Consider the following 14,144-nt stretch of genomic DNA (forward strand, 5'->3'; position numbering starts at 1 on the left):
TGAGCTATGAGTCCGTGTCTTGCCGCGCATTATAGGTCGCTGAAACATTTTTGCAAGAACTTTTTCGTTTAACTTCAACGACTTAGCGTTCTTACCGTTTACAGCGCCCTACGCAAATAATGGCGGTGAAGGGGGGATTCGAACCCCCGATACCCTTATGAGGTATACTCCCTTAGCAGGGGAGCGCCTTCGGCCACTCGGCCACCTCACCGCAACACGAGGCGAATATTAAAGAACCTCTTTCACCTTTGCAACCCTTTTTTTGAAAAAAACTTCAAAAAAATTAAAGGCTTGGCTCTTCATCCTTCTCCTTCTTGATCCGCAGGTAGATTTCCTCACGGTGAACAGCCACTTCTTTCGGGGCGCTGACACCAATACGCACCTGGTTGCCTTTGACGCCGAGCACCGTCACGGTGATCTCGCCGTCTCCAATGATCAGGCTCTCGGCGCACCGACGAGTCAGAATCAACATAGCTTTCTCCTTACGCAAAACATTCAGGGATTTCAGTCTTGGGATGTCAGGCCAGTTCGTGGACGACGACACACAGCCTGGATGATCGCCCCGCCGGCAGGACAGGGCCTGCGTGGCGACCAGAAACGCGAAGGGCGCGGCCAAGCCGCGCCCTCCGGGCAACGCGTTACTCGCCCTGTCGGGCCGGAGCGTCGAGTTCGAACGCGGTGTGCAGCGCGCGTACGGCCAGCTCCAGGTACTTCTCTTCAATGACCACCGAGACCTTGATTTCGGAGGTGGAGATCATCTGGATGTTGATGCTCTCCTTAGCCAGGGCTTCGAACATGCGGCTGGCAACGCCCGCGTGGGAGCGCATGCCGACGCCGACGATCGACACCTTGGCGATCTTGGTGTCGCCGACCACTTCACGGGCACCGATTTCGCGTGCGGTGTTTTCCAGCACGCTGTGGGCCTTCTCGTACTCGTTGCGGTGTACGGTGAAGGTGAAGTCGGTGGTGTTATCGTGGGAAACGTTCTGCACGATCATGTCCACTTCGATGTTCGAAGCGCTGATCGGGCCGAGGATCTTGAAGGCAACGCCGGGGGTGTCCGGTACGCCACGAATGGTCAGCTTGGCCTCATCACGGTTGAAGGCGATACCGGAAATGATCGGCTGTTCCATGGATTCCTCTTCATCAATGGTAATGAGGGTACCTGGACCCTCCTTGAAGCTGTGCAGCACGCGCAGCGGAACGTTGTACTTGCCGGCGAACTCCACCGAACGGATCTGCAGCACCTTGGAACCGAGGCTGGCCATTTCCAGCATCTCTTCGAAGGTGATCTTCTCCAGGCGGCGGGCCTGCGGCACGACGCGCGGGTCGGTGGTGTAGACGCCATCGACGTCGGTGTAGATCTGGCACTCGTCAGCCTTGAGGGCAGCCGCCAGGGCTACGCCGGTGGTGTCGGAGCCACCACGGCCGAGGGTGGTGATGCTGCCGTGCTCATCGACACCCTGGAAACCAGCCACCACGACCACGCGACCTTCCTTGAGGTCGGCACGGATCTTCTGGTCATCGATCTGCAGGATGCGCGCCTTGTTGTGCGCGCTGTCGGTGAGGATGCGCACCTGGTTGCCGGTGTAGGACACCGCTGGCACACCGCGCTTGATCAAGGCCATGGTCAGCAGGGCAATGGTGACCTGCTCACCGGTCGACACGATCACATCCAGTTCACGCGGAACCGGCTGATCGGTGATCTGCTTGGCCAGATCGATCAGGCGATTGGTTTCACCGCTCATGGCCGACAGCACAACCACCAGGTCGTCGCCCGCTTCACGGTGTTTCTTGACCTTTTCGGCTACCTGCTCGATCCGCTCGATGGAACCGACAGAGGTGCCGCCAAATTTCTGTACGATCAACGCCATTTCAATGGTGCCTCAGCCCGTACCGGGCCTCAAAAAAACCATCCAACATGAAGGAGCCGGCGACTAGACCGCCGGCCCCTTCATCTCAAAGTCCCTGCTCTGCGAACGGCACGGCCAGCGCCAGGGCCTGGTCCAGTGCAGCGACGTCGACGCCACCACCCTGGGCCATGTCCGGACGACCACCGCCCTTGCCACCCACTGCCGCAGCGGCTTGTTTCATCAGGTCACCAGCCTTGAGTTGGCTGGAGAGGTCTTTGGTCACGCCGGCCACCAGCACGACCTTGCCCTCATGCTCGCTGCCCAGCAGGATCACTGCGTGGCCGAGCTTGTTCTTCAGTTGATCGACCAGCGCCAGCAGTGCCTTGCCATCCTGCCCATCCAGGCGGGCCGCAAGTACCTTGGCACCCTTGACCTCAACGGCCGCATTGGAGAGATCGTCCCCGGCGGCGCTGGCGGCCTTGGCCTGCAGCTGCTCGAGCTGCTTTTCCAGCTGGCGGTTGCGCTCGAGCACAGCCGACAGCTTGTCGATCAGGTTGTCACGGTTGCCCTTGACCAGCTGCGCGGCTTCCTTGACCTGCTCTTCGGCAGCGTTCAGGTAGGCCAGTGCAGCGGCGCCGGTCACCGCTTCGATACGGCGCACGCCCGAGGCCACGCCGCCTTCGCTGATGATCTTGAACAGGCTGATATCGCCGGTGCGCTTGGCGTGGATACCGCCGCACAGCTCGACGGAGAAATCGCCGCCCATGCTCAGCACGCGCACGGTATCACCGTACTTCTCGCCGAACAGGGCCATGGCCCCCCTGGCCTTGGCGGTTTCGATATCGGTCAGCTCGGTTTCAACCGGGGTGTTCTTGCGCACTTCACGGTTGACGATGTCTTCCAGGGCCTTGATCTGCTCCGGTTTCACCGCTTCGAAGTGGCTGAAGTCGAAACGCAGGCGCTGGCTGTCGACCAGCGAGCCCTTCTGCTGCACGTGCTCGCCCAGCACCTGGCGCAGCGCTTCGTGCAGCAGGTGAGTGGCCGAGTGGTTCAGCGAGGTGGCGTGCTGCACGTCGGCATCGACCTTGGCCTCGACCGGCGAGCCGATGACCAGCGCACCGCTGGCAACCACGCCGTGGTGCAGGAAGGCACCGCCGGTCTTGGTGGTGTCGCGCACGTCGAAGCGTGCAGCGCCGGCCTGCAGGAAGCCGCTGTCACCGACCTGGCCACCGGATTCGGCGTAGAACGGGGTGCGGTCGAGGACCACGACGCCCTGCTCGCCTTCGCCCAGTTGGTCGACGGCCTGGCCGTCCTTGTACAGGGCAATGATCTTGCCCTGGCCTTCGGTGGCGTCATAACCGAGGAACTCGGTGGCGCTGTCGACCTTGACCAGGCTGTTGTAGTCCATGCCGAAGCTGCTGGCGGAACGGGCACGCTCGCGCTGGGCTTCCATCTCGCGCTCGAAGCCGGCTTCGTCGATGGTCAGCTCGCGCTCGCGGGCGATGTCGGCAGTCAGGTCCATCGGGAAGCCGTAGGTGTCGTACAGCTTGAACACCACGTCGCCCGGAACCACGTCGCCCTTGAGCTGGGCCAGGTCCTGCTCGAGGATGCGCAGGCCCTGCTCCAGGGTCTTGGCGAACTGCTCTTCTTCAGCCTTGAGCACGCGCTCGATGTGCGCCTGCTGGCTCTGCAACTCTGGGAAGGCCTCGCCCATCTCGGCGGCCAGGGCGGCGACGATCTGGTAGAAGAAGCTGCCCTTGGCGCCCAGCTTGTTGCCGTGGCGGCAAGCACGGCGAATGATGCGACGCAGCACATAGCCACGGCCTTCGTTGGACGGCAGCACGCCGTCGGCAATCAGGAAGCCGCAGGAACGGATGTGGTCGGCCACCACTTTCAGCGAAGCCTGGCCGTCGTTGCTGCAACCGATGGCCTTGGCCGCGGCGGACAGCAGGTTCTGGAACAGGTCGATCTCGTAGTTCGAGTGCACATGCTGCATGACCGCACTGATGCGCTCCAGGCCCATGCCGGTGTCCACCGACGGCGCTGGCAGCGGGTGCAGCACGCCGTCGGCGGTGCGGTTGAACTGCATGAAGACGTTGTTCCAGATCTCGATGTAGCGGTCGCCGTCTTCTTCCGGCGAGCCGGGTGGGCCGCCCCAGATGTCGGCGCCGTGGTCGTAGAAGATCTCGGTGCACGGGCCGCACGGGCCGGTGTCGCCCATGGTCCAGAAGTTGTCGGAGGCGTACGGGGCGCCTTTGTTGTCGCCGATGCGCACCATGCGCTCGGCCGGCACGCCGACTTCCTTGGTCCAGATGTCGTAGGCTTCGTCGTCAGAGGCGTAGACGGTGACCCAGAGTTTTTCCTTGGGCAGGTTCAGCCACTTGTCCGAGGTCAGGAAGGTCCAGGCGAAAGTGATCGCGTCGCGCTTGAAATAGTCACCGAAGCTGAAGTTGCCCAGCATTTCGAAGAAGGTGTGGTGACGCGCGGTGTAGCCGACGTTTTCCAGGTCGTTGTGCTTGCCACCGGCACGCACGCACTTCTGGCTGCTGACGGCGCGGGTGTAGGCACGCTTCTCGGCACCGAGGAAGCAGTCCTTGAACTGGTTCATGCCAGCGTTGGTGAACAGCAGGGTCGGGTCGTTGTTCGGGATCAGCGAACTGGAGGCGACTCGGGTATGGCCCTGCTCTTCGAAGAAGCGAAGGAAGGCTTCACGGATTTCTGCGCTTTTCATAGGTTCTTCCACGGAAACGGCGGCCGTTTGGGCTAATACGTCGAATCGACGAAACGACGGCAAAGGGCGCCATTATATCCAGCCTGAACGGCGGATGCAGTGTGTTTATACGCTCGAAACGGTCAATCGGGATGAAATCATCGCTCCAAACATCAGATTGCAGGCTATACGCTTCGGCTCATCGCTACAACGCCCTGCCCCGCACCCCTCATCACGCAAAGCGGTATTAGTCAGCTACCGCGCCTGGCCTCGCCAGTTTCTTAGCCTTGGTCATTGCAGTACCCGCAATACAAACCCGGCTTACCCCAAGCGAGGCATCATCATGCATCCCAACCCCACTTATTTCATTTCTGGAAGAACCAGCGGTTTTCAGCAGTGGGTCGACACTTCCACCGCAGGGCGCGCCATTCATCGACTTGTCGAGTATCGGGACGACCAGTTAGTCGTCCATCTGGAGCAAGTGTGGTTCGAGCAAGGCCAAATCCCCGGCAAACATCACATGGTGATAGACAGCCATGTCGCCGGCGCGAAGATCGATATTTCCACATACGATTGCCACCTGTCAGCCAGCATTGGTAACCAGAGATTCATCCTCGCCCCCACACGCAGGCACACCCTCATCATAAAGACCGCACCGGGTGACGCCGAGATCACCGTGGCTGACGATGTGAAAACGCCGATCATCATTCAGACTGCAAAAGGCAACCCGCGCATTACCACCGGCGGTGGCATCACGGAAGTCTTCACTGCCGCTGGCGATGCGCACATCAGTGTGGGTCAAGGGCTGACGTTCATCAAAAGCGGTTCGGCCAGCAGCCGTATCAGCGGCCACATTCTTGTCGATGACCCTCATGAATCGGTGGTCTATGCCCGCAATCAGCCGGGCGATGCACGATTCGAACAATCCCTGCCCGCCCCTCACGATACGCTTGCCATCGAAACATTCGAGATACAGGGCAGCAACACCTTCAGGCGGGCAGTAGACAACCACCTGAATTTTCTTCGCCATACCCTTTGTGGCCAGCAGTTGCTGGCTGATCTGAGCAAGCGCTCTTCGATAAGGATTACCGAAACAGAAAAAACCACCCAGTTCGATGTCTACATCTCGGACCCGACAGATGAGGACCACTATCTGCGGCAGAATAGCCAACTGGAGTGGGTGTCCGGCTGGCCGGCCGAGAGTGGCACCCTGGCATTCAACCTGACACGATCGGACAGCGACAACCTGCCGCTGTTCGACTTCTATCGCGCCCTGTGCGAGGCGCACAACGCCTTCAACGGCACGACGGTACCTGGCAGCACCCTGATTAGAACCATTGATCGCAGGCAGATCCAGGTAGCCAAAGCACACCTGCAGGCAATTGGACTGCCAACCGGCCTGCCCTACGACTTCGACAACAACCCGCAAACCCCGCCGACCGATACCAACCCGTCGCCGTTCAGCGAAAATGCGTTACGACTGGAGCTGGGCGTACCAGCGCGGATCTACTATTGAGCCCCTGCATATGGCGCGCATCGATGTGCGCCATATGCCTCGCAACTCACCCCAGGCGATGCCCCGAATCAGGCACGATCAGGATGCCGGCGCGCAGGCCATTCTTGACCCTGGGATTGGGGAAGATGATCCGCGCCCCCTCCTCCTCGACCACCCAGCGCATCTCAGCCAGGTCCTCGGCCAGCAGGTAACCCTTGCTCAGCTCGGAGAAGTTTTCGATGTCCGCCGGCAGGTGCAGGTGGAAGCTGTCACTGTGCTTGATGATCTCGCGGGCGACGCTGAACAGCTTCAGGCCGTCCAGCGAGCTGTCGATCTCAGGCTCGGTATCCTCAATGATGCGGATCAGGCGCTCTTCGAGCTTGTCGAGGTTGACCTGCTCGTTCTGCCCGAACGGTCGTGCCTTGCCCAGTTCCAGGGTGAATGCCTCGGCATCCAGCTGTTCGTAGGTAAAGGCACTGAAGGTGATCGAGGACTTGCTCTGCAACAGAACCGCCTCCATGCCGGCCGCAGCCAGGCGGGCCAGCTCGCGGCGGGAATGCTTGCGCCCCTCCTTATAGGGGTACAGGGCGAACTGCTCGATCTTCGAACCGCGGATCGCGGTGTGCAGGTCGTAATGCAGACGGGTGCGCTCAGGCTTGCTGAAGAACACCCGGGCGAACTGTTCCAGCTCGGCCGCACGCAATGCCTCGAAGCCACTGGAGAGTTCGTGACGACCGTTGAACAGCCGGTTGATATCCTGCTCGACGAAACGCTCACCCTTGCGGATGGCGACCGGGTTACCGAACAGGAACAGAATCCGCGCACGTGGCTTGATCTTGCCGTTGGCCACACCATGCAGCAGCCTTTCCAGCAGCTCGATCGGAGCCGTCTCATTGCCGTGGATACCGGCCGAGAGCAGCAGGTCCAGCCCACAATCCTCGTTTTCGGGCGGACGCACTTCCAGAGCGCCCTCCCCCAGCCAGCGCAACCGTACGCCCTTGGGTGTCACTTGAGTCTTCTCGGCCGGCTCGTGATCGGTCAGGGTCAGCTCGAGCAGTTTGCCAAGGGCGAGCATAGGCGCTTCCTTAGTGGTGGTGGCCGCAGTCAGGGCCATGGACGTGATCGTCATCTTCGCCGACTTCCGCCGGTTCCATTTCCAGCTGCAGGCTGACCAGGTTGGTGGCCATCGGGCGCAGCAGCAGGTTGGCGTATTCAGCATCGCCTTCCTCGACATCCACGCCGATCAGCAGCTGGCCACGGCCGTCCTGCTGAACCCACACTTCCTTGCCTTGCCAGACAATGGCAAAACGGGTGCAGGAGGTTTCCAGCTGGGTGCCGTCTACATCTTCGAGGATCAGGCGCAGGGCGTCGGTCATTACAAATTCTCTCTTCAAGGTTGGCGTTGGAACGGGTACACCGAGCCCAACTTCAGGATCTGGGTCAATTCATCCAGCGCGGTACGGCACTCCAGTAGCAGCTGCGGGTCGGCAAGGTCGGCTTCGCCAAGGCGATCGCGGTAGTGCTTGTCGACCCACTGCACCAGGGTGTCGTACAGCGGGGCGGTCATGATAACGCCTGGATTGACCGCCGCCAGTTCCGACTCCTTCAATGCCACGCGCAAACGCAGGCAAGCCGGCCCACCGCCGTTCTGCATGCTCTGTTTGAGGTCGAACACCTTGACCTCTTTCACGGCGCCGCCCTGGGCGGTCAGCTGGCTCAGGTAGGACCAGACCCGCTCGTTGTTGCGGCACTCTTCCGGCACCACCAGCAGCATCGAGCCATCGTCACGGCTGAGCAGCTGGCTGTTGAACAGGTAGGAGCGCACTGCATCCTCTACCGTGACCGCCGCGCGAGGCACACGGATGGCCTGGAAGTTGCCACCCTTGCTGGCCAGTTTAGCCTGCAGTTGGCCAAGCACCGCGTCGGTCTCGAGGAATGCGTCCTCGTGGTAGAACAGCACTTCACCGTTACCGACCGAAATCACATCGTTGTGGAACACACCCTGGTCAATCACTGCCGGGTTCTGTTGAGCGTAGACCACACCGTCATCGCTCAGGCCGTGCAGCCTGGCCACGGCCTGGGAGGCCTCCAGGGTCTGCCGCGCCGGGTACTTCTGCGGTGCGGGGTAGCGGCTGTCGAAGGCACTGCGGCCATAGACGAAGAACTCCACCCCGGCTTCACCGTACTCGCGGCAGAAGCGCGTGTGGTTGGCCGCGCCTTCGTCGCCGAACTGTGCCACGGCTGGCAGGGCTTCGTGGTGGGCAAAGTGTTTCTCGTTGTTGAACATCGCCGCCAGCACACGGCTGGTGGTCGGGTGCTCGATGCTGCGGTGGTACTTGCAGTTGAGGTTGGCCGCGGTGAAGTGCACGCGGCCATCGGCGGTGTCAGCGCTCGGGCTGACGGTGGCGGCGTTGGCCACCCACATGCTCGAGGCCGAGCAGCTGGCGACCAGCAGTGGCATGGCTTCCTTGGCGGCACGCTGGATCACCTCGGCATCACTGCCGCTGAAGCCCAGGCGACGCAGGGCGGCCACGTCCGGGCGCTCCTGCGGCGCCAGCACGCCCTGCTTGAAGCCCATGTCGGCCAGCGCTTTCATCTTGGCCAGGCCCTGGCGCGCCGCTTCCCGCGGGTTGGACCCTTGCTGGCTGTTGCTCTGCGAAGCCACGTTACCGTAGGACAGGCCGCCGTAGTTGTGGGTAGGCCCCACCAGGCCATCAAAATTCACTTCATAGGATTTCATCGGCTAGGCTCCGTGACCTGTTGTTATAGGGTGACGCCCGGCGTCAGGGTCGCCGGCAGGGCAAGGCTGGCGGTCTCCAGCGAAGCCACGGGGTAAGCGCAGTAATCGGCTGCGTAGTAGGCACTGGCGCGGTGGTTGCCACTGGCACCCACGCCACCGAACGGCGCACTGCTGGCCGCGCCGGTCAGCTGCTTGTTCCAGTTGACGATACCGGCGCGGCTGCGCAGCCAGAAGTACTGGTAGCGCGCACGGGAATCGGACAACAGGCCAGCGGCCAGGCCGTACTGGGTGTTGTTGGCCTCGTCGATGGCGGCATCGAAGTCGGCGTAACGGATCACCTGCAGCAGTGGGCCGAAGAACTCTTCGTCCGGGCGTTCGGCCACGGCGGTGACATCGAGAATGCCGGGCGTCAGCAGCGCAGCGTCGGCCTGGGGCTGGGTCATGGCCAGCAGCTTCACCGCGCCCTTGGCCAGCAGCTCGGCCTGGGCCGCGATCAGTGCCTGCGCTGCCTGCAGCGAGATCACCGAGCCCATGAACGGCGCCGGTTGCTGGTCGAAGGCACCGACGGTAATGCTCCGGCACACCTCGACCAGCCGCGCGACCAGCGCATCGCCCCAGGCGCCCTGTGGCACCAGCAGACGGCGCGCACAGGTGCAGCGCTGACCGGCAGAGATGAACGCCGATTGGATGATGGTGTACACCGCGGCGTCGAGGTCCTTGACCTCATCCACCACCAGCGGGTTATTGCCGCCCATTTCCAGGGCGAGGATCTTGTCCGGGCGGCCGGCGAACTGTTGGTGCAGCAAGTTGCCGGTACGACTGGACCCCGTGAAGAACAGGCCATCGATACCTGGGTTGGCAGCCAGCGCCACGCCGGTTTCACGGGCGCCCTGAACCAGGTTGAGCACACCGGCAGGCAAACCAGCGGCAATCCAGCAGTTGACCGTCAGCTCGGCGACCTTGGGGGTCAGCTCGCTGGGCTTGAACACCACACAGTTGCCGGCCAGCAGTGCCGGTACGATATGGCCATTGGGCAAATGACCGGGGAAGTTGTAAGGGCCGAACACCGCCACCACGCCATGGGGCTTGTGCCGCAGCACGGCCGTGGCATCGGCCAGCGGGCCGCTCTTCTCGCCGGTACGCTCGCGGTAGCTCTGCACCGAGATCGCCACCTTGTTGACCATGCTGGTCACTTCAGTGGCCGATTCCCACAGCGGCTTGCCGGTTTCCTCACCGATGCAGTGGGCCAGCGCCTCGGCATGCTGCTTCAGCTGTTCGGCGAACTTCTCCAGCACGTCGATACGCGCCTCCAGGCTTAGCTGTGCCCAGGCCGGGAATGCCTGGCGGGCCGCCTTGACGGCTGCGTCAACCTGGCCGGCATCGGCGCCCTGCCCTTGCCAGACGATGGCCTGGGTCACCGGATTGAGCGACTGCAGGGCCTCGCCCTGGCCAGCCAGCCAGCTGCCTGCGATGTAATGCGTGGTCATTTACTGGGCCTCCCGGCTTGCCGACAGCGGCACGGCGCGCACGTTGTCGCCGGCGCCCATGCGCAGGCGCTTGGCGGTCAGCGGATCAACTACCAGGGTGCCGGCGGCAAGGCGCGCGGGCGCCGCGGTGATGCGGCAGTCGTCGCGCTTGCGGTTGTGGATGATGTAAGGGGTAGCGTCATCGCCCGGCGTACCCACGGCCAGCACCAGGGTCTCGCTTTCACGCACGGCGCGAATCTTCGAGGTTTCGCATTCGATGGCCGGGCCGGCATCGAAGATGTCGACGTAGCCCTGATAGCTGAAGCCTTCCTGCTTGAGCATCGCCAGCGCAGGCTCGGTGTCGGTGTGCACACGGCCAATGACATCGCGCGCAGCCTCGGACAGGAAGCAGGTGTACAGCGGGAACTTGGGCATCAGCTCGGCGATGAACGACTTGTTGCCGACGCCGGTGAGGTAGTCGGCCTGGCTGAATTCCATTTTGAAGAAGTGCCGGCCCAGGCTTTCCCAGAACGGCGAACGGCCTTGCTCGTCGGACATGCCGCGCATTTCAGCGATGATCTTGTTGCCGAACAGTTCAGGGAACTCGGCGATGAACAGCATGCGCGCACGCGACAGCAGGCGGCCGTTGAGCCCGGAGCGGTAATCGCTGCGCAGGAACAGCGAGCACAGCTCGGAGTTGCCGGTCAGGTCGTTGGCCAGGAACAGCGTGGGGATTTCGCGGTAGATCTTCAGCTCCTGGGAGGCGCTGACGGTCAGACCGACCCGGTAGTTGTACCAGGGCTCACGCAGGCCCACGGCCCCGGCGATGGCGCTGATGCCGACCACCAGGCCTTCATCGTTCTCCAGCACGAACAGGTAATCGGTATCGCCGCGCTCGGCTTCGCCACGGAAGCTCTTTTCAGCCCAGCCGACACGGTGGCCAAGGCGCTCCTCGTTGGCCGGCAGGGTGGTCAGCCCGGTGGTGCCGGTGCTGCGGGCCAATTCGATCAGCGCGGGTAAATCGCTGCTGCGTACAGGACGAACGATCATGCTATCTCCTTGTGCGGTGGCCAGTGCCTGCCGCGAAACTCATTGTTCCGGCTTGCTCGCCGTGGCTCAGGCGGCGACCAGGCGCACGCTGGCACCTTCACCGACACCCAGGGCCTCGGCCGCCTGGCTGCTCAGGCTGACCGGCTTGCCCGGCACCCAGTCCAGCTCCAGCAGCACCGCGCGGTAGTCCTGCAACTGGCCATTGCACACCAGGTACGGGCGCCCGCCCTTGACCGGGGTGTCGTCCACCTTGACCGGCACCACGCGGCTCTGGGCAATCGAGCGGATGCCCGAGGCACGCGCATGCAGGGTCGGGCCACCGTCGAAGATGTCGATGTAGTGCTCGGTCTCGAAGCCTTCGCGCATGAGGATGTCGAAAGTGATCTGCGCCCGTGGGTGCACCTGGCCCATGGCTTCCTGCGCTTGATCGGGCAGCAACGGCACGTAGATCGGGTAATGCGGCATCAGCTCGGCGAGGAAGGTACGGCTCTTCAGCCCGCACAGGCGCTCGGCGTGGGCGTAGTTGAGGTCGAAGAAGTTACGGCCGATGGCATCCCAGAACGGCGATTCGCCCTGCTCGTCGCTGTAGCCGACAATTTCGGTGACCACCGAATCGGCGAAGCGCTCCGGGTGCGAGGCCATGAACAGCAGACGGCCACGGGAGTTGAGTTCGGCCCAGCCGCTGTTCACCAACTCCGGCAACACATAGAAGCTGGTCAGCAGGCTGTTGCCGGTGAGGTCGTGGCACAGCGACAGGACATGGATCTTGTTGTGGATCTTCAGCTCGCGTGAGGCGTGCACGAAGGTCTCGTTGCGGAAACTGTAGAACGGCTCGGAGTAGCCGGCCGAGGCGACGATGGCCGAGCAGCCGGCAAGCTGGCCGGTCTCGCTGTCTTCGAGCACGAAGAAGTAGCTCTCTTCACCGTTGAAACTGACTTCGGCAGCGAAGGAGGTTTCCGAGGCGGCAATCTTGTCGCCCAGACGGGCGGCATCGTCCGGCAGCGAGGTGACACCAACGGGGCTGTCGGCAGCCATGCGCTGCACTTCGTTCAGATCAGCCATTTGCGCGGGGCGCATCACCAGCATGGTGTCACTCCTTTGGAAAAACGGGCCATTCAGGACGGCACGGAAAAACGGCGGGCGCATCAGCACCCGCACTGGAATTCGGGGTTCACCGCCCCGGCGCCGCGAAGCGCCCGGGTCGGTGAACGGACCGCGGGCCGATCAGCCCTTGGTCAGTTGCGCCACGGCGCGTTCGAAGCGGTCCAGGCCTTCGTCGATGTCGGCATCTTCGACCACCAGGCTTGGGGCGAAACGGACCACATCGGGGCCGGCCTGCAGCACCATCACGCCTTGTTTTTCAGCGGCGTTGAGCACGTCCTTGGCCTTGCCCTGCCAGGCTTCGGTCAGTACGCAGCCGATCAGCAGGCCGACGCCACGCACCTGGCTGAACAGCCCGTACTGCTGGCCGATCTTTTCCAGGCGGGACTTGAAACGCTCGTGCTTGGCTTTGATGCCAGCCAGGGTTTCCGGGGTGTTGACCACGTCCAGCACGGCGCAGGCGACGGCACAGCCCAGCGGGTTGCCGCCGTAAGTGGTGCCGTGAGTGCCGACGGCCAGGTGCTTGGCGATGTCGGTGGTGGTCAGCATGGCGCCGATCGGGAAACCACCGCCCAGGCTCTTGGCGCTGGTCAGGATGTCCGGGGTCACACCGTAGTGCTGGTAGGCATACAGCGAGCCGGTGCGGCCGACGCCGGTCTGCACTTCGTCGAAGATCAGCAGGGCGTTGTGCTCGTCGCACAGCTTGCGCGCGCCTTCCAGGTAGGCCTTGTCGGCCGGCACCACACCGCTCTCGCCCTGGATCGGCTCGATCACCACGGCGCAGGTCTTGTCGGAAATCTGTGCCTTCAGCGCTTCCAGGTCATTGTAGGGCACGTGGCTGATGCCGGTGATCTTCGGGCCGAAGCCGTCGGAGTACTTCGGCTGGCCACCGACGCTGACGGTGAACAGGGTGCGGCCGTGGAAGCTGTTCACGGTCGCGATGATCTCGTGCTTCTCAGGGCCGAAGCGGTCGTGGGCGACGCGGCGGGCCAGCTTGAAGGCGGCCTCGTTGGACTCGGCGCCGGAATTGCAGAAGAACGCACGGTCGGCAAAGGTGGCATCGACCAGCTTGTGCGCCAGGCGCAGGGCCGGCTCGTTGGTGAAGACGTTGGAGACGTGCCAGAGAGTATTGGCCTGTTCGGTCAGGGCCTTGACCAGTGCCGGGTGGCAGTGGCCCAGGGCGTTCACCGCGATGCCGCCGGCAAAGTCGATGAGCTCGCGACCCGACTGGTCCCAGACGCGGGAACCCTCGCCTCGCACAGGAATGAAGGCCGCCGGAGAATAGTTGGGAACCATGACCTGGTCGAAATCGGCACGTTGCACCGGGGCTTGCTCAACGGACATCTGAGTCTCCTGAAGAGGAACGCTGGCCTGGAAGTGGCGAGCGATGGGGGGATTGTAAGGACTGATCCGCGCCTGTCCTTGCGGCCAAGCGACAACTTGTTACAGCGCAAAACCCAGTTTTACCAAGGCTTTCGGCAATGCGACAAACACTGTCGCAATCGCGCAGTGTACGGGAGAGAGGGGGCTGGGTGAACGGGTGTTCACATCAAGAAGGAATGCTGCCTGTGCCGACCCTTTCGCGGGCACGCCCGCTCCCACAGGATATGTGCAAGGCTTGATGCTAGTGCAGTACCTGTGGGAGCGGGCATGCCCGCGAAAGGGTCGGCACAGGCAGCATTCCTTCTTGATGTGAACACCCGTTCACCCAGCCCCCTCTCTCCCGTAC

General features: G+C 62.7%; 11 protein-coding genes and 2 tRNA genes (1 of these 13 cut by a window edge). 1 reads left to right on the plus strand and 12 read right to left on the minus strand.

The window, feature by feature from the left end:
* The 5 genes from J7573_RS12815 to alaS all read right to left on the minus strand — a co-directional run.
* A tRNA-Arg gene (locus J7573_RS12815) sits at positions 1-14 on the minus strand (it extends 140 nt beyond the left edge of the window).
* A 106-nt stretch (positions 15-120) separates the two neighbouring features.
* Positions 121-211 (minus strand) — tRNA-Ser (locus J7573_RS12820).
* Between the two features lie 72 nt (positions 212-283).
* Entirely contained in the window at positions 284-472 is a 189-nt protein-coding gene (gene csrA / locus J7573_RS12825; RefSeq protein WP_003254503.1) for a carbon storage regulator CsrA, read from the minus strand.
* A 166-nt stretch (positions 473-638) separates the two neighbouring features.
* Complete coding sequence (locus J7573_RS12830; protein WP_294335336.1) at positions 639-1,874, minus strand: aspartate kinase; 1,236 nt, start codon at positions 1,872-1,874, stop codon at positions 639-641.
* Between the two features lie 85 nt (positions 1,875-1,959).
* Entirely contained in the window at positions 1,960-4,584 is a 2,625-nt protein-coding gene (alaS, locus tag J7573_RS12835; RefSeq protein ID WP_294335338.1) for an alanine--tRNA ligase, read from the minus strand.
* A gap of 322 nt (positions 4,585-4,906) precedes the next feature.
* Between alaS and J7573_RS12840 the strand changes: the two genes are divergently transcribed.
* Positions 4,907-6,079: a M91 family zinc metallopeptidase gene (locus tag J7573_RS12840; protein ID WP_294335340.1), complete on the plus strand. Its 1,173-nt coding sequence runs from the start codon at positions 4,907-4,909 to the stop codon at positions 6,077-6,079.
* Between the two features lie 46 nt (positions 6,080-6,125).
* On the opposite strand, the gene astE is transcribed toward J7573_RS12840, so the two are convergent.
* The 7 genes from astE to J7573_RS12875 form a co-directional block, all read right to left on the minus strand.
* Positions 6,126-7,133 carry a succinylglutamate desuccinylase gene (gene astE / locus J7573_RS12845; RefSeq protein WP_294335355.1) on the minus strand — a complete coding sequence of 336 codons (1,008 nt, stop codon included), beginning with the start codon at positions 7,131-7,133 and terminating at the stop codon, positions 6,126-6,128.
* Between the two features lie 10 nt (positions 7,134-7,143).
* On the minus strand, positions 7,144-7,434 hold the full coding sequence (locus tag J7573_RS12850; protein WP_027921097.1) for a hypothetical protein: 291 nt from the start codon (positions 7,432-7,434) through the stop codon (positions 7,144-7,146).
* A gap of 14 nt (positions 7,435-7,448) precedes the next feature.
* On the minus strand, positions 7,449-8,798 hold the full coding sequence (gene astB, locus J7573_RS12855; protein ID WP_294335342.1) for an N-succinylarginine dihydrolase: 1,350 nt from the start codon (positions 8,796-8,798) through the stop codon (positions 7,449-7,451).
* 23 nt (positions 8,799-8,821) lie between these two features.
* A complete protein-coding gene (gene astD / locus J7573_RS12860) occupies positions 8,822-10,285 on the minus strand; it encodes a succinylglutamate-semialdehyde dehydrogenase (protein ID WP_294335343.1) in 1,464 nt (487 codons plus the stop codon).
* Positions 10,286-11,314, minus strand: coding sequence for an arginine N-succinyltransferase (astA, locus tag J7573_RS12865; protein WP_159411571.1), 1,029 nt, complete (start codon positions 11,312-11,314; stop codon positions 10,286-10,288).
* 66 nt (positions 11,315-11,380) lie between these two features.
* The gene (aruF, locus tag J7573_RS12870) at positions 11,381-12,400 is read right to left on the minus strand and encodes an arginine/ornithine succinyltransferase subunit alpha (protein ID WP_294335347.1); all 1,020 of its coding nucleotides are present in this window, start codon (positions 12,398-12,400) and stop codon (positions 11,381-11,383) included.
* Positions 12,401-12,538: 138 nt separating this feature from the next.
* Positions 12,539-13,759 carry an aspartate aminotransferase family protein gene (locus J7573_RS12875; RefSeq protein ID WP_103446427.1) on the minus strand — a complete coding sequence of 407 codons (1,221 nt, stop codon included), beginning with the start codon at positions 13,757-13,759 and terminating at the stop codon, positions 12,539-12,541.
* Positions 13,760-14,144: the final 385 nt, after the last annotated feature.

This window comes from Pseudomonas sp., from assembly GCF_017744435.1.
In the GTDB taxonomy this organism is placed as follows: Bacteria; Pseudomonadota; Gammaproteobacteria; order Pseudomonadales; family Pseudomonadaceae; genus Aquipseudomonas.

Coding starts and splice junctions, on each gene's coding strand:
- csrA (WP_003254503.1), bottom strand. CDS start 472: ATGTTGATTCTGACTCGTCGGTGCGCCGAGAGCCTGATCATTGGAGAC.
- J7573_RS12830 (WP_294335336.1), bottom strand. CDS start 1,874: ATGGCGTTGATCGTACAGAAATTTGGCGGCACCTCTGTCGGTTCCATC.
- alaS (WP_294335338.1), bottom strand. CDS start 4,584: ATGAAAAGCGCAGAAATCCGTGAAGCCTTCCTTCGCTTCTTCGAAGAG.
- J7573_RS12840 (WP_294335340.1), top strand. CDS start 4,907: ATGCATCCCAACCCCACTTATTTCATTTCTGGAAGAACCAGCGGTTTT.
- astE (WP_294335355.1), bottom strand. CDS start 7,133: ATGCTCGCCCTTGGCAAACTGCTCGAGCTGACCCTGACCGATCACGAG.
- J7573_RS12850 (WP_027921097.1), bottom strand. CDS start 7,434: ATGACCGACGCCCTGCGCCTGATCCTCGAAGATGTAGACGGCACCCAG.
- astB (WP_294335342.1), bottom strand. CDS start 8,798: ATGAAATCCTATGAAGTGAATTTTGATGGCCTGGTGGGGCCTACCCAC.
- astD (WP_294335343.1), bottom strand. CDS start 10,285: ATGACCACGCATTACATCGCAGGCAGCTGGCTGGCTGGCCAGGGCGAG.
- astA (WP_159411571.1), bottom strand. CDS start 11,314: ATGATCGTTCGTCCTGTACGCAGCAGCGATTTACCCGCGCTGATCGAA.
- aruF (WP_294335347.1), bottom strand. CDS start 12,400: ATGCTGGTGATGCGCCCCGCGCAAATGGCTGATCTGAACGAAGTGCAG.
- J7573_RS12875 (WP_103446427.1), bottom strand. CDS start 13,759: ATGTCCGTTGAGCAAGCCCCGGTGCAACGTGCCGATTTCGACCAGGTC.